Consider the following 14,388-nt stretch of genomic DNA (forward strand, 5'->3'; position numbering starts at 1 on the left):
ATGTTTGCTGCGCGACAGCGCAGCCCGGGAGGGCTGGGTAATCTCCTACAAAGAGATCGTGTGGTTTGAAGATGATGCACGGCAGTTGATGTCATGGGGGCAGCGCGGTGGTTGGCACCGGCATTGCCGGTGTTCGCGGGTGAACCCGCTCCCACGCTCCCACATGGATGGCAATTGTCTTTGAGGTTTGAGCAGCGCGGGGGCTGCCAGTTGGGCGGCGCAGCCTTCAAGGCATGCGCTGGACCTGTAGAGCGGCCTTGTGTCGCGAAAGGGCCGCGCAGCGGCCCCGGTGATTTCTGCGGCGAAGCTGAAAGTCCAGGGGCTGCTTTGCAGCCCAATCGCGACGCAAGGCCGCTCCTACAAGGGTGGACTGCCCCGCTCGAATGCCCGTCCCTGCAGATGTTTCCCGTGTGTCGAATGTATCCCTGTGTATCTCGCTGCTCGCTTCTGGGCCTTTGCTTACAATTGCCTCTCTCTCCGGATACTTCTCGGATACATGCCTCAGGCCAAATGAGCCTGCCTGAACGAAACGGCCCATGGGCCTCGTTCCCTGGCTCTTTCGCCCCAGAGGCCCAACCGCACAAAAATCCGGAGAAGCACAATGTCTCGTTTCCAGTTCCCCAACAAGACCCGTCTCGGCCTGCTCACTGTAGCCTTGGTCGGTGGTATCAACATGACCTCTGCTGCCTTTGCCGTCGAAGCGCTGCCCCAAGGCTACCAACTCGCTGCCGCAGAAAAGGCCGGCGAGGGCAAATGTGGTGAGGGCAAGTGCGGTGCCAGTGGCGCCAGGGCCAAAGCAACCCAGTCCGAAGGTAAGTGCGGTGAGGGCAAGTGCGGTGCCAGTGGCGCCCAGGCCAAAGCGACCCAGTCCGAAGGCAAGTGCGGTGAGGGCAAATGCGGCGACGCCTCCTTCGCCCGTACTGACGCTGACCATGATGGCCGTGTCTCGCGTGCAGAATTGCTGGCCGTAGCGCCGCAGGCCAATGCCGAGTTCGACGCCATCGATGCCAATCACGACGGTTTCCTCTCCGAGGGCGAGGTCTATCAGTTCCGCAAAAATCAATTCGACGCCAACGGCAATCCATTCCCTTCCGATCTGTACGGCAAGTTGAGCCAGGCCAAGAACTGACCATCGCCGATGTCCTCCCCGTGCCATTGGCCGGGGAGGGATCATGGCCTTAGAGAGAACACCTATGAGTAGCTTACTAACCCTACAAGGCGCAGGGCTCGGTTTGCGTCGTTCATTGCTGCCAGAGTTGCTGAAGATGGATGCGGAGGCAGTAGATTTTCTTGAGTGTGCGCCGGACAACTGGATTGGCGTCGGTGGCAGCTATGGCGAAAACCTGGCTCGCCTGGCCGAACGTTTCCCGTTGTCCTGTCACGGCCTGTCGCTGTCCCTCGGTGGCCCCGAGCCGTTGGATCACGTATTTCTAAAGCGTATCCGCGCGTTTCTCGACCGGCACGCTGTACCGTTGTTCAGCGAGCACCTCAGCTACTGCTCCGATGACGGCCATTTGTACGACCTGATCCCCATGCCGTTCACCGACGAGGCCGTGCGCCATACCGCCGCACGCATCCGTGAGGTACAGGACGCCCTGGGTCGGCGCATCGCGGTGGAAAACATCTCCTATTACGCGGCGCCGTACCAGGCGATGAGCGAGATCGACTTCCTGCGCGCGGTGCTGGATGAGGCCGACTGCGACCTGCTGCTGGATGTCAACAACCTGGCCGTCAACGCTTGCAACCATGGCTATGACGCTGCGGCGTTCCTTGCGCGCGTGCCGGCCGAGCGTGTGGTTTGCCTGCATGTGGCCGGGCATTACGACGAAGCACCGGACCTGAAAATCGATACGCATGGTGCAGCTGTGCAAGGCGATGTCTGGCGCCTGTTGGCCAGCGTCTATCAGCACGTGGGCCCGGTGCCGACCTTGCTGGAGCGCGACTTCAACTTCCCACCACTGAGCGAGTTGCTTGGTGAAGTGGATTACATTCGTGACGTGCAAGCGACTGCCCGATCGCTGGAGGTGCGTCATGGATGAGACCTTGCGTGAGCAGCAATTGCGCATGACCCGCTACATTCGCGACCCGAGCGCCAATGCGCCGCCACCCGGTATCGAAACCCGGCGTCTGGCGGTGTATCGACAATTGTTCCTCGGTAATGTGCAATCGTTGCTGGCCGGCGGGTTCCCGGTGTTATGCGCCAGCTTGGCGAATGCGCAATGGCAGGCTCTCACTTCAGATTTTTACGCCGGCCATCGCTGCAAGACCCCGCTGTTCACTGAGGTGGCCGGGGAGTGGGTCAATTATCTGGAGACCCGCAGCGATCTGCCCGGTTGGGTGGCCGAATTGGCCCATTACGAATGGATCGAGAGCGTACTGCTCCTCAGCGACAGTGCCGAGCGGTCTCATGATCCAGAGGGCGATTTACTCGATGGCATACCGGTGCTGTCCAGCCTCGCCGTGCCATTGGCTTATGCCTGGCCGGTCAGCCAGATCGGGCCCGGTTACATTCCGCTGGAAGCGCCAGCCGAGCCTACGCTACTACTGGCCCGTCGCGGCGCAGATCAGAACATTCACTTCTCGCGCCTTGCCCCCTTGGCATACGCCCTGTTGGTGTCGTTGCAACAACAGCCGCTCACCGGTCACGAACACCTCAACGCCCTCGCGGAAATTGCAGGTATCGAACAGCATGCCATCCAAGCCCAAGGCGCTGCCTTGCTGCATAGCCTCAAAGCGCAAGGCGTGGTGCTCGGCGCACGCCCGCGGGATGCCAACCTGCGGAAAAGTGGTTGAAGGGAGAAGGGAAAAGGGAAATTGGTATGGGTGGGGAGGGATTGTTGAGGTAGCGGGATAGTTGGCACCGGCTTTGTCGGTATTCGCGGGTGAACCCGCTCCCACAGGGATGGCGCTTGTCTTTGAGGTTTGAGCAAGGCGGGGTCTGCCAGTTGGACGGCGTTGCCTTCAAGGCACGCGCAGTACCTGTGGGAGCGGCCTTGTGTCGCGATAGGGCTGCGGAGCAGCCCCAGGGTTTCAGCGCAGATGCAGAAATTGTTGGGGCTGCTTTGCAGCCCAATCGCGACGCAAGGCCGCTCCCACATAGAGACAGTGTGGTACAGACAGCAGCCCTGCAACATTGGCAAGCGGGCGCTTGCCGGCCTGCTGCGCCGATTATTTGATCAGCGGCACACCACTCAACTTCTGCAGCTCGTCAAAGTCGATATCCGCACAGATCTCGACCACTTTCAGCCCTTCAGCCGTCACTTCCAGCACGGCCAGGTCGGTGTAGATACGGCTGACGCAACCAATACCGGTCAGCGGGTAGGTGCACTCGGGCACCAGCTTGCTTTCGCCGGTCTTGGTCAGGTGGTCCATCATCACGAACACTTGGCGGGCGCCGGTGGCCAGGTCCATCGCGCCGCCTACGGCAGGGATCGAACCTTCAGCACCAGTGTGCCAGTTGGCCAGGTCGCCTTTAACCGACACCTGGAAGGCACCGAGCACGGCGATGTCCAGGTGGCCGCCACGCATCATCGAGAACGAGTCGGCATGGTGGAAGAAGGCGCCACCGGTCAGCAGGGTCACGTGCTGCTTGCCGGCGTTGATCAGGTCATCGTCTTCCTCGCCCGGCGCCGGGCTTGGGCCCATGCCCAGCAGGCCGTTCTCGCTGTGCAGGAACACTTCCTTGTCGCCGAGGTAGTTGGCCACCAGGGTCGGGGCGCCAATGCCTAGGTTGACGTAGGCACCTTCCTGGATGTCGGTGGCCACGCGCTGGGCCATCTCGGTGCGGGAGAGCTTTTTGGTGATGGTCATGGCAGGCCTCAGACAGCGTTGGCAAGCGAAGAAGCGCCAGCGCCGGCAACGGCGACCACGCGCTGGACGAAGATACCCGGGGTAATGATGTGCTCCGGGTCCAGTTCACCGAGTTCGACAACCTGGTCGACCTGGGCGATGGCGGTCTTGGCGGCCATGGCCATGATCGGGCCAAAGTTGCGCGCGGCCTTGCGGTAGGTCAGGTTGCCCCAACGGTCGCCTTTGTGCGCCTTGATCAGGGCGAAGTCGGCGTGCAGTGGCATTTCCAGCACGTACTGGCGGCCGTCGATTTCGCGGGTTTCCTTGCCTTCGGCCAGCAATGTGCCGTAGCCGGTCGGCGAGAAGAACGCACCAATGCCCGAGCCCGCTGCGCGAATGCGCTCGGCCAGGTTGCCTTGGGGCACCACTTCCAGTTCGATCTTGCCGGCGCGGTACAGCTCGTCGAACACGTACGAGTCGGACTGGCGCGGGAACGAGCAGATCACCTTGCGCACGCTGCCTGCCATGAGCAGGGCGGCCAGGCCGATCTCGCCGTTGCCGGCGTTGTTGCTGATGATGGTCAGGTCACGGGCACCGGTGGCGATCAGGCCGTCGATCAGCTCGGACGGCATGCCGGCAGTGCCGAAGCCACCGACCATGATGGTCGATCCGTCGGTGATCCCTTCCACCGCGCTGGCGATGGACTCAAACGTTTTATTGATCAAGGCGAGCTCCTGGTTGTTCCTGGAGTTGTGGTTGTCGGGCTGGCCGGAGCGCGTGAAGCGGTGGGGCCTGTCAGCACGTGCAATTGTTTGCTGACTTTCGCCATAGCGTGCCGCAAGATAGGGCAACAGTAGAGGGGGTTTGGCGGAATTTGTGCGATTATCGAACTGTTGTGCGATATGCGAGCAGTTCCAGTCGCCAGTTACCCCATTGCGCTTCGTTCTGATCAGCAAGGAGACCATCATGATCCGGCTGGCCGTAGCCACCGATGAGCCCGCGATCCGAGCGTGCGCCGAACAGGCCTACGCCCGCTATGTGCCACTCATCGGACGCAAGCCAGCCCCGATGAGCGCAGACTATGCCTGGCAGATCGCGCAAGGCATGGTCTACGTGGCGACCGATGACCAGTCGAACTTCCAGGGCTTTATCGTGTTCCATGCCGAGCAGGGGCATATGCTGCTGGAGAACGTGGCCGTGCTGCCCAGTGCCGCCGGCCGTGGTGTAGGCAAGGCACTGATCGCTTTCTGTGAAAATGCCGCCCAGCAGCGTGGAATAGGCGCCGTGCAACTCTACACCAACGAAAAGATGACCGAAAACCTCTCGATCTACCCCAGGCTCGGTTATGTCCAGGTGGGGCAGCGCACGGAAGAGGGTTTCAAGCGCGTTTACTTCGAGAAAACAGTGGTACCTTGATTCGTGCCACTAGGCATCAGGCGTGCGTGCGTACAAAGCGCATCTCGCACAACGGCAATGCATAAAGCAGCCCAGCTTCAGGCATCATGCCGCAAGCCCCACTGCAGAAGCTGAACCCGCCATATGCCAGAATCCACCAACCCCAACCGCGCCATCTACGACCTGGACATGCTCCGCACCGTGGTCATGGTGGCCGATTGCGGCAGCTTCACCACCGCCGCCGCGCGCCTCCATTCCACCCAGTCCACGGTCAGCCAGAAAGTACGCCGCCTGGAAGAAATGGTCGGCCACCAGTTGCTCGACCGCAGTAACCGCGAGGTGCACCCGACCGATGCCGGGGAAACCCTGCTGGGCTATGCCCGGCACCTGCTGGCGGTGAGCAGCCAGCTGACCGAGGCCATGTCGGGCGGGGTAACAGTGACCGTGCGTATCGGCCTGCCGGACGATTTTGTCGCGGGCAAGACGATGCAGGCGCTGGCGGCGTTCAACCGGCGCAACCCGACGGTGAAACTGGAGATTACCGGCGGTTTGAGCCGGGATCTGATGAGCACTTACGACCGTGGCGAGCTAGACCTGGTGCTGATCAAGCAGCGCCGGCATAGCCGTGAGGCCAATGCCTGCCAGCCGGAGCGTATCGAGTGGATCGACAGTGCGCAGTACCCTTGTTTCGCTCAGGACCCGATCCCGCTGGTGACCTTTCCACCACGCGGGTTGTACCGCGATGACATGATTGCTGCAGTCGAGGCGATGGGGCGCAGTTGGCGGATTGCGTTTACCAGTTCGAGCCTGGCTGGGATCCAGGAAGCAGTGGCCAATGGGCTGGGGATCAGCCTGTTGCCGTCGCGGGTAGTGACGGGCGGGCACCGGGTGCTGGGGGCGGAGCAGGGGTTCAAGCCGATCAAGGTGTTTGAGGCGGCGATTTTTCATCGTCCTACGGCGGACCCAATGGTGATGGAGTTGGCGCAGATTCTGATCGGGATTTTGCGGGCTGAGGCGGAGTGAGGCCTGGGCTGATAGCTCTCAGCTGGCCGTGCGGTGAATGGCGTTGATTCGCCCGTGTTTGGGAAAAGTCCGCGTCTGCAGTTGATTGCGTTACCGGCCAAGTTCAATTGGGCTTGCTGGCAATCAATCATCCCTCGACGGCATCCTTCTCGGGCTTGACCTCATTCCTTTTGAATTCCTGCCAAAATGCACCTTCGAAGAATGTCATCGACACGATGTTCTTCTGCAGCAGGCTGATGCTGAACAGGCTGCCTATCTCGTCGGCCCGGCTCGCTCTGCTGCAGCTGTCTTCCGTCCCGTCATCAATGCCTGAAATCGGACCCTTTTTTACCGCGTCGTATACCCTGTCGTAGAAAGTGGTGAACTCCACGGTCAACTGGTCCTTGTCACGAAAGCCACTGTAGATCGGAATGATCGAAAACCCTTCATCGTTATTTGAGTCGTGGTCCTGCAGGTTACCGAAATTCTTCACCCACCCGATATACACCTTCCGATCCTCCATGCTGAACATGTACAGGCGCTTGTTGAACAGCGAATCAAGCAGCAGCGATTGGTGCGTGCTGGTGGGTAGCATGGTTTCAAGGATGAAGGAGCGAGTGAGGTAATCGTTCCTCAGACCGTGGCGATAACGGGTGATCTTGAAACGTATCTTTGCTGCCAGATAGGCGTAAAGCGGTGCGGTGAGGATGGCGACCAGCATCGTCGAAAACAGATGCTGCTCTGTAGCGGTAGTAAACCCCCGATTCACTAAAAGATCGGCAAGCCCCCAAAAACCCACTGTGAGCAACTCGATGAGAAACACCACGGCTAGCCACGGTAATGCCAGAACGAGTCCTCTCATTGCGATATGCAGATACAGTGACTGTCCTTCATATTTCGCAATGAGCGTCTTGTCGTAGAAATTGTATTTACAATAGATGAAGCCGCAGATGAGGATGGGTAGAACGAGGAGAAAACCCATTGCCGGTACCTAGTGAGACTTTGAAATCGCTCGCTTGGCTGCCTCACACGCGCGTGCAAATTCAACATCCTGCAGGATGGTAGTTGCGGAAATGGAGACAGAGCCATGATCACTGACCTGCACCTGCTCAGCAACCGCATTTAACCGCCTAGCGATTGCCAAGGACTCTTTTGAAGGCGGGGAAACCCATTGCAACAGGGTCTCCCAAATGTTTCGGTTGCTCATACAATCAACCCTCTTTCACGCATTGCCTGAACACATACCTTCAAGCGTAGCATTGGACCAGTTGAAGGCAGTCAAACCGGGGAGGGGGCTAGCATACCGTAACCTCTGCGCTGGAGCGGGCAAAATAACGAGCAGAGTATTTCGTATGATGTCGGAATTTGTGGCGGGTAGCCCCGGTTGAGGGTGGCAAAGTGAAGCTTGCCAGATTGGCCATTTCCCGGGTTTGCGCTGGTTTTGTGGAAGCGTTCCGAGGCCCGCTCCCACGTGCTGGTCGCGTCAGCCCTTCAGCGACGCAGCTCGGTCGCAAACTGCGCCGCCTGCAACTGCAACTGCGCAGGCCCGCCCCAGAACGCGCCGTGGCGCACGATCACCCGTTCATGAATGGCCGCCGCCACCGCTGCGGCCGCGTTCGGCGCCCTGAACAGCACGAAGCTGGCCTCGTTGCCCACCTTCAAACCACAGTCCTGCTTGCCCATCACTCCGGCGCTGGCCTCGGTCGCCATCTCCAGCGCCACGCGCAGTTCTTCGTCGGTGTTGAAGCCCGAGCGGTAGCTGACCAGCATCGCCCGCTGCAGCATGTCGCCATTGCCATAAGGCCACCAGGCATCCTGGATGTTGTCGTTGCCGGTGAACACCCGCACACCCCCCGCGCGCAGGCGCAGTACGGGCGGGAAGGCGTGGTCGCCGGGGGCGTTGGTCATGATCGAAATGCCGGCGCCGGCCAGCACTTCGGCGGTGCGGTCGACCACTGCGTCGGTTACGTCGCCCAAGCCATAGGCATGGCTGACTGCGACCAGGCCTTGCATGCCCAGCGCGTGGGTGCGCGCAGCAATGCGCTCAAGCTGGGCGATGCAGATGTCGCCGGGCTCATGCAGGTGGATATCGACTTTCACGCCATGCCGGTCAGCGAGGCCGAACACGATGTCGAGCTGGGCGTCGGCGTCGCCGTCCAGGGTCGTAGGGTCGATGCCGCCGACCACCTGCACGCCTTCGCGAATGGCTGCTTCCATGACCTCGGCGGTGCCGGGGCAGGTCACTACGCCGGCCTGGGGGAACGCCACCAGCTCGATGTCGAGCAGGTCTTTCCATTTGTCGCGCGCCTCAAGAATGGCGCGCAGGTTGGTAAGGCCGGTGCTGGCGTCCACGTCCACATGGCAGCGCATGGCCAGGGTGCCGTACGAAGCGGCCTGGCGCATCAGTGCATCAGCACGTTCGACGATGGGCGGGGCGCTGGCGAGTTCGCGTTTTTCCACGGCCAAGCGCTCGCGCAGGCTGGCGACAGGCTGGTGCGGCCGCCAACGGTCACCGACGAAGCTTTTGTCCAGGTGGATGTGGCCGTCGACGAAGCCCGGCAGCACCAGCAGGCCTTCCAGGTCGATGGTCTCACTGGCCGGGGTGCTGGCGCGTTGCGGGCCGATGTGGCTGATGCGGCCGTTGCTGACGGCAATGTGCAGGGGCAGGCCATCGGCGTCGATGGCATTGATGAACTCACGGTCGTTCATGATCGGGCCTTTTCTACTCAGGCTTAAGTGACGTAACACGGTAGGGCGGATGCGCGCCTGTCTCCAATTAATTATCAGGATCGGGTGCAGTGCGTTTCTGGATGCAGGCTGGGCAACTTGGCCTGCATTAAAAACTGCACTGAAGTCGATTCCGATAATTAACTTTCAAAGGCTTCGCTGCCGGCCCAGGATTGCCCCCGAGACCCGCCCGGTCGCCTGCTTCGGCGCCTTTCAGGGCGGGTCGTCACACACAATAAAAACAAATGCCGTGTCGGAGTCCGTCATGACCCATGATGCCAAGCTGCTGCGTGCCGCGCTGATTTTCATTGCCTGTACTTCCTTCATTGTCTGTGGCGTGCAACCCATCTTCATGGGGTTGGTCACCGAGCAACTGAGCCTGTCACTCGACCAGCAGGGCTGGGTGGTGTCGGTCGAGATGATCGGCATGACCCTGGGCACCTTGCTGTGCCCATTGCTGATGAAGCGCCACGGCGGGCGCAGCCTGTGCCTGGTGGTGGGGGCACTGTGCGTGGCGCTGAGCATTGCCACTGCCTTTGCCACCACCAGCACCCTGTTGCTGGTGGTGCGCCTGGCGGCCGGTACCTGCGCGGGGCTGGTATATGCCTATGCGGTGTCGACGCTGGGCCGTTTGCCCAACCAGGACCGCTCGTTCGGCCTGATGCTGTTGCTGCAAACGCCGGAGTACTCGCTGTTTTCCGCAGCGTTGCCACTGCTTGCTGCACAGAGCGGTACGGTCACAGCGTTGAGCGCGTTCGGCCTGTGGTACCTGCTGATCTGCGGTGCCAGCCTGGTGCTGCCACGGCGCCCGGCGGCTGCGCTGGCCAGCGGCGAAGGCTCGCCGGCCCAGGGCGGTTCGGCACGTACCGGGCGCACGGCGTTGGTGGGCATGCTGTTCATGCAGATCGCCATCTACTGCGTGTGGGGCTTCATCGACCAGCTGGCGCGCGACCAGGGTATCGACGGTGTCGATATCGGCTGGGCGTTCGGCCTGTCGGCCGTGGGGGGCCTGCCAGGTGCGGGGCTGCCGAGTTTGCTGGGCGCGCGGGTCAACCGTCAGTTGATGATCGCCGTGGGCCTGGTGGCGGTGTTCATCTCCATCGCCATGCTCACCGGGCATACCCGCACGCCGGTGCAGTTGTTCGTGGCATTGTTGTTGATCAACTTTGGCTGGGTGCTGGCGTTGTCGTACTACATGGCGTTGATCACCACCAACGACCCGACGGGCAAGCTCACACCGCTGGTCAGTATCACCTTGATGGGCGCTGCGGCAGTGACGCCAGCGCTGATTGCCCTGCTGGTGGAAGGGTCCAACCAGCAGTTGATCTTCCTGTTGGGGACGGGGGCGTTGGTAATAGCCTTTGCCGTTACCTGCCTGGGCGCGGGCAAAACCAGGGTGCGCAACAAGGTGGCGTGTACGCGGCTCTAGAGCAGGTGGGTATCTGAAAACACCTCGAACATCAGTTGCCGCAACCAGCGGTTCGCCGGGTCCTTGTTGAACCGCCCATGCCAGAACAGGTTGATCTCGATGTTCGGCAGTTCAACCGGTGGCGGCAAAATGCTCAAGCCGAACGGGACCTGGCAACTGCTGGCGAAGCGCTCCGGCACCGTTGCCAGCAAATCACTGCGCTGCAAGATGTGCCCCACCGCCACGAAATGCGGTACTTCCAGGCGAATGTTGCGCACCACCCCCGCCCGCGCGTAATACGTATCGACCTCGCCATGCCCGGTGTTGGCCGCCACCACATTCACATGACCGAAACTCATGAACCGCTCCACGCTCAGCGGCTGCTGCGTAGCGGGGTGGCCGTTGCGGCACAGGCACACATAACGATGGTGGAACAGCCGCCGCTGAAAGAACCCCGCCTGCAAATGCGGCAACAGACCAACTGCCAGATCGATGCTGCCGTTCTGCAGCCCTTCGGCCAGGGTGTCGGTCGAGTTGCGCAAGGTACTGATGGTGCAGCCGGGGGCCTGTGCGGCAAAGGCATCCATCAATTTGGGCATGAAGTAGATTTCGCCGATGTCGGTCATGGCCATGGTAAAGCGGCGGCTGCTGGTGGCAGGGTCGAAAGTGTCCTGGCGGCCGAATGCATCGCGCAACGTCTGAATGGCTGTGGTGACCGGTTCAGCCAATTGCAATGCATAAGGGGTGGGTTCCATGCCCTGGTAGGTGCGCACGAACAACTCATCCTGCAACACGGTGCGCAGGCGCTTCAGGGCGTTGCTCATGGCGGGCTGGGTCAGGTCCAGGTGTTCGGCAGCGGTCGAGACTTTGCGGTCGATCAATAGCTGGTTGAATACCAGCAGCAGGTTCAGGTCGAGTTCGCGTAATTCCATGATACCTCACGGGTATTGATGCAGACGCTTTAGGTATTGTTTTCAAGTTTAATCAGCGTTCTGACGCAACGTTACACCAAACAAGACTCATCAGGTATGTGTGCCTCCTATTCACAGCTGAAATAGCCACTATTCGATTGACTGCATGTCAGCCGTGTTTCGCCTTGGTCATGATGGTTCGCGCTAGCCAACAGGGGCGTGCCCCATGACAACTACAAGAACGAGCGATGCCATGCGAAACATCAATGCGGCGGCCCTGCTGGACGGGGCCCGGTTCAATGCCTTTCACGCGCGTGTACTGTTCTGGTGTGCGCTGATCATCATTTTCGACGGCTATGACCTGGTCATATATGGCGTGGTACTGCCATCGCTGATGGCCGAGTGGAACCTCAGTGCGCTGCAGGCGGGGGCGCTGGGCAGTTGTGCGCTGGTCGGCATGATGTTGGGCGCGCTGTTCTTCGGTTCGCTGTCGGACCGGATCGGCCGGCGCAAGACCATCACGGCTTGCGTGCTGTTGTTCAGCGGGGTCACTGCGCTGAACGGGTTGGCCAGTTCACCCGAAACCTTCGCGTTGTGCCGTTTTGTTGCCGGGCTCGGCATCGGCGGCGTCATGCCGAACGTGGTCGCGCTGATGAACGAGTACGCCCCAAGCAAGTTGCGCAGCACCCTGGTGGCGATCATGTTCAGCGGCTATTCACTGGGCGGCATGTTGTCGGCCGGGTTGGGAATGTGGTTCATCCCGCAGTGGGGCTGGCAGGCGGTGTTCTATGTGGCCGTGATCCCGTTGTTGCTGCTGCCGTTGCTGATCAGCCAGTTGCCGGAGTCCATGGACTTTCTGCTGCGCAATGGCCAGGCCGAGCGCGCCAAGGTCTTGCTGGCCCAGGCTACTTCAGCCTATCTGCCCCAGCGCGATGATCAGTTCAGCCTGGCTTCGACACGGGGGGCGAAAGTGTCGATCCGGGAAATTTTCAGTGAAGGGCGGGCCGTTAACACGCTGACGTTATGGGCGGCATTCTTCTGCTGCTTGCTGATGGTCTACGCACTGAGTTCGTGGCTGCCCAAGTTGATGAACAGTGCGGGTTACGGGTTGAACTCCAGCCTGGCATTTCTGCTGGTGCTCAACTGCGGCGCGATTGTCGGTGCGATTGCAGGCGGCTGGCTGGGGGATCGTGTGGGTATCGCCAGGGTGTTGCTGGGGTTCTTTGCCTGCGGTGCGTTATCGCTCAGCCTGCTGGCGCTCAACGCGCCGGTGGCGGTGCTGTACCTGCTTATCGCGGCCGCTGGTGCGTCGACCATCGGTACGCAGATCCTGGCCAACGCCTGTGCGGTGCAGTACTACCCGGCGCATATCCGTTCGACCGGCCTTGGTTGGGCAATGGGCATAGGCCGCCTGGGCGCGATTGTCGGGCCGGTGCTGGGCGGCGTGCTGCATGGCGCCAACTTGCCTTACCAGAGCAGCTTCCTGGCATTTGCCATACCGGGCGCCATTGGCGCATTCGCTATTTTGCTGTTTATCCGCCGCCAGGTTGCAGCGCGGCGCATTGGAGGCGTTCAGCGCGTTACTGGCTGAGGGATATTCAGGCCGGTGATGGCGCTTATGGGTTTCGCAATATTTATCAATGGTCTGCCAGCAGTAATGATCGGTGCATTCCAATAACAATCAGCCCCGAGGTACCTTGCAATGCATAACGCGACTGTACTTGAAGTTTCCATTATTGGTGGTGGTATCGCCGGTGTGGCACTGGCGCTCGATCTTTGCCGCCATGCGCATCTCAAGGTTCAACTGTTCGAATCGGCGGCCGCCTTTGGTGAAGTGGGCGCAGGTGTTTCGTTTGGTGCCAATGCCGTGCGTGCCATTGCCGGCTTGGGAGTTGGCGAACCCTACGCCAGGATTGCCGACAGTACCGCGGCACCGTGGCAGGACGTGTGGTTCGAATGGCGCGATGGGCGTGATGCGCAGTACCTGGGCAGCAGCGTGGCAGAAGGGGTGGGGCAGTCGTCGGTGCACCGGGCTGACTTTCTCGATGCGCTGGCCAGCCAGTTGCCGGCGGGGGTTGCCCGGTTCGGCAAGCGTGCGCAGCAGGTCGAGCAGGTGGGCGAGCGGGTGCGCGTGAGCTTTACCGACGGTACCGAGCATCACTGCGACTTGCTGATTGGTGCCGACGGTATCAAGTCGGCCATTCGTGACCATGTACTTGACGGGCTTGGTGTGCCGCGTGTGGCGCCGCGCTTCAGTGGCACCTGCGCCTACCGTGGGCTGATCGACAGTGCGCAGTTGCGCGAAGCCTGCTGGGCGCGTGGTGTGGGTGAGCACCTGGTCGATGTGCCGCAGATGTACCTGGGGCTGGATCGCCATATCCTCACATTCCCGGTCAAGCAGGGGCGTTTGATCAACGTGGTGGCGTTTGTTTCGGACCGTAGCCAGCCGAACCCGGTATGGCCAACCGATGCGCCGTGGGTGCGTCAGGCGACGCAGGCGCAAATGCTCAAGGCTTTCGAGGGTTGGGGCGACGCGGCGCAGGTGCTGCTGGAGTGTATTGCCACACCCTCGCTGTGGGCGTTGCATGACCTTGCCGAGTTGCCTGGGTACGTTCATGGCCGGGTTGGGCTGATGGGTGATGCTGCGCACGCCATGTTGCCGCACCAGGGCGCGGGAGCCGGGCAGGGGCTGGAAGATGCCTGGTTGCTGGCGCGGTTGTTGGCTGACCCGGGCGTGGTTGGCGGTCGGCCGCAGGCAGTTCTTGAGGCGTATGACGCAGTGCGGCGCCCGCGTGCGTGCCGGGTGCAGCGCACCTCGTGGGAAGCGGGGGAGTTGTATGAGTTTCGTGACCCGGCTGTGCTGGATGATCCGCAGTTGCTGGGCAAGGTGCTGGGTGAGCGCTTTGACTGGTTGTGGAACCATGATTTGCAGGATGACCTGAGGCAGGCCCGGCGGCTGTTGGGGTTGCAGGTGCAGGCGGCCTGATTGAGTGGCTGGCACCGGCTGCGCCGGTGTTCGCGGCTAAAGCCGCTCCTACAAGTACAGCGTGAGCCTGAAGCCAGCACAGTACCTTGTGGGAGCGGGTTCACCGCGAAGAAACCAGCGCGGTGTATGGCACCGGCTGCGCCGGTGTTCGCGGCTAAAGCCGCTCCTAC

14 protein-coding genes are annotated in these 14,388 nt (G+C 61.2%); 9 read left to right on the top strand and 5 right to left on the bottom strand.

From position 1 onward, the window contains the following. From IAE39_RS29815 to IAE39_RS26380, 4 genes are all read left to right on the top strand, one after another. Positions 1 to 184, top strand: a 184-nt coding sequence (locus IAE39_RS29815) for a hypothetical protein (RefSeq protein ID WP_236548831.1), incomplete at its 5' end; no start/stop codon positions are given. A 417-nt stretch (positions 185 to 601) separates the two neighbouring features. Then, a complete protein-coding gene (locus IAE39_RS26370; protein ID WP_201207430.1) occupies positions 602 to 1,129 on the top strand; it encodes an HvfA family oxazolone/thioamide-modified RiPP metallophore in 528 nt (175 codons plus the stop codon). 64 nt (positions 1,130 to 1,193) lie between these two features. Beyond that, entirely contained in the window at positions 1,194 to 2,039 is an 846-nt protein-coding gene (locus IAE39_RS26375) for an HvfB family MNIO-type RiPP peptide maturase (RefSeq protein WP_201207431.1), read from the top strand. After that, positions 2,032 to 2,793 (top strand): HvfC family RiPP maturation protein, encoded by a 762-nt coding sequence (locus IAE39_RS26380; RefSeq protein ID WP_201207432.1) that lies wholly within the window; start codon positions 2,032 to 2,034, stop codon positions 2,791 to 2,793. Before IAE39_RS26375 ends, IAE39_RS26380 begins: the two co-directional genes overlap by 8 nt. 375 nt (positions 2,794 to 3,168) lie before the next feature. Here IAE39_RS26380 and IAE39_RS26385 read toward each other — a convergent pair whose 3' ends face one another. Further along, positions 3,169 to 3,810, bottom strand: coding sequence for a 3-oxoacid CoA-transferase subunit B (locus IAE39_RS26385; RefSeq protein ID WP_201207433.1), 642 nt, complete (start codon positions 3,808 to 3,810; stop codon positions 3,169 to 3,171). Between the two features lie 8 nt (positions 3,811 to 3,818). Beyond that, on the bottom strand, positions 3,819 to 4,514 hold the full coding sequence (locus IAE39_RS26390; protein WP_201207434.1) for a 3-oxoacid CoA-transferase subunit A: 696 nt from the start codon (positions 4,512 to 4,514) through the stop codon (positions 3,819 to 3,821). A gap of 241 nt (positions 4,515 to 4,755) precedes the next feature. Here IAE39_RS26390 and IAE39_RS26395 point away from each other — a divergent pair, with 241 nt between their 5' ends. Beyond that, on the top strand, positions 4,756 to 5,205 hold the full coding sequence (locus IAE39_RS26395) for a GNAT family N-acetyltransferase (RefSeq protein WP_201207435.1): 450 nt from the start codon (positions 4,756 to 4,758) through the stop codon (positions 5,203 to 5,205). 123 nt (positions 5,206 to 5,328) lie between these two features. Beyond that, positions 5,329 to 6,207: a LysR substrate-binding domain-containing protein gene (locus tag IAE39_RS26400; protein ID WP_201207436.1), complete on the top strand. Its 879-nt coding sequence runs from the start codon at positions 5,329 to 5,331 to the stop codon at positions 6,205 to 6,207. 127 nt (positions 6,208 to 6,334) lie between these two features. Here the strand turns inward: IAE39_RS26400 and IAE39_RS26405 are convergent, their stop codons facing one another. Further along, positions 6,335 to 7,168, bottom strand: coding sequence for a hypothetical protein (locus IAE39_RS26405; RefSeq protein ID WP_201207437.1), 834 nt, complete (start codon positions 7,166 to 7,168; stop codon positions 6,335 to 6,337). Positions 7,169 to 7,677: 509 nt separating this feature from the next. Next, the gene (locus IAE39_RS26410) at positions 7,678 to 8,895 is read right to left on the bottom strand and encodes an amidohydrolase family protein (RefSeq protein ID WP_201207438.1); all 1,218 of its coding nucleotides are present in this window, start codon (positions 8,893 to 8,895) and stop codon (positions 7,678 to 7,680) included. A 283-nt stretch (positions 8,896 to 9,178) separates the two neighbouring features. On the opposite strand from IAE39_RS26410, the gene IAE39_RS26415 reads away from it, so the two are divergent. Further along, positions 9,179 to 10,342: an MFS transporter gene (locus tag IAE39_RS26415; RefSeq protein WP_201207439.1), complete on the top strand. Its 1,164-nt coding sequence runs from the start codon at positions 9,179 to 9,181 to the stop codon at positions 10,340 to 10,342. Here the strand turns inward: IAE39_RS26415 and IAE39_RS26420 are convergent. Beyond that, positions 10,339 to 11,253, bottom strand: coding sequence for a LysR family transcriptional regulator (locus tag IAE39_RS26420; protein WP_201207440.1), 915 nt, complete (start codon positions 11,251 to 11,253; stop codon positions 10,339 to 10,341). The genes IAE39_RS26415 and IAE39_RS26420 overlap by 4 nt on opposite strands. A gap of 232 nt (positions 11,254 to 11,485) precedes the next feature. Here IAE39_RS26420 and IAE39_RS26425 point away from each other — a divergent pair, with 232 nt between their 5' ends. Continuing rightward, on the top strand, positions 11,486 to 12,823 hold the full coding sequence (locus IAE39_RS26425) for an MFS transporter (protein ID WP_201207441.1): 1,338 nt from the start codon (positions 11,486 to 11,488) through the stop codon (positions 12,821 to 12,823). A 111-nt stretch (positions 12,824 to 12,934) separates the two neighbouring features. Continuing rightward, positions 12,935 to 14,218: a salicylate 1-monooxygenase gene (salA, locus tag IAE39_RS26430; protein WP_201207442.1), complete on the top strand. Its 1,284-nt coding sequence runs from the start codon at positions 12,935 to 12,937 to the stop codon at positions 14,216 to 14,218. Positions 14,219 to 14,388 lie beyond the last annotated feature (170 nt).

This window comes from Pseudomonas sp. S37 (genome assembly GCF_016658545.1).
Lineage (GTDB): Bacteria > Pseudomonadota > Gammaproteobacteria > Pseudomonadales > Pseudomonadaceae > Aquipseudomonas.

What these genes read in the sequence shown, in the direction of transcription:
- IAE39_RS26380 (WP_201207432.1), top strand. Translation starts at nt 2,032, where the DNA reads ATGGATGAGACCTTGCGTGAGCAGCAATTGCGCATGACCCGCTACATT.
- salA (WP_201207442.1), top strand. Translation starts at nt 12,935, where the DNA reads ATGCATAACGCGACTGTACTTGAAGTTTCCATTATTGGTGGTGGTATC.
- IAE39_RS26415 (WP_201207439.1), top strand. Translation starts at nt 9,179, where the DNA reads ATGACCCATGATGCCAAGCTGCTGCGTGCCGCGCTGATTTTCATTGCC.
- IAE39_RS26425 (WP_201207441.1), top strand. Translation starts at nt 11,486, where the DNA reads ATGCGAAACATCAATGCGGCGGCCCTGCTGGACGGGGCCCGGTTCAAT.
- IAE39_RS26410 (WP_201207438.1), bottom strand. Translation starts at nt 8,895, where the DNA reads ATGAACGACCGTGAGTTCATCAATGCCATCGACGCCGATGGCCTGCCC.
- IAE39_RS26395 (WP_201207435.1), top strand. Translation starts at nt 4,756, where the DNA reads ATGATCCGGCTGGCCGTAGCCACCGATGAGCCCGCGATCCGAGCGTGC.
- IAE39_RS26375 (WP_201207431.1), top strand. Translation starts at nt 1,194, where the DNA reads ATGAGTAGCTTACTAACCCTACAAGGCGCAGGGCTCGGTTTGCGTCGT.
- IAE39_RS26400 (WP_201207436.1), top strand. Translation starts at nt 5,329, where the DNA reads ATGCCAGAATCCACCAACCCCAACCGCGCCATCTACGACCTGGACATG.
- IAE39_RS26420 (WP_201207440.1), bottom strand. Translation starts at nt 11,253, where the DNA reads ATGGAATTACGCGAACTCGACCTGAACCTGCTGCTGGTATTCAACCAG.
- IAE39_RS26370 (WP_201207430.1), top strand. Translation starts at nt 602, where the DNA reads ATGTCTCGTTTCCAGTTCCCCAACAAGACCCGTCTCGGCCTGCTCACT.
- IAE39_RS26385 (WP_201207433.1), bottom strand. Translation starts at nt 3,810, where the DNA reads ATGACCATCACCAAAAAGCTCTCCCGCACCGAGATGGCCCAGCGCGTG.
- IAE39_RS26405 (WP_201207437.1), bottom strand. Translation starts at nt 7,168, where the DNA reads ATGGGTTTTCTCCTCGTTCTACCCATCCTCATCTGCGGCTTCATCTAT.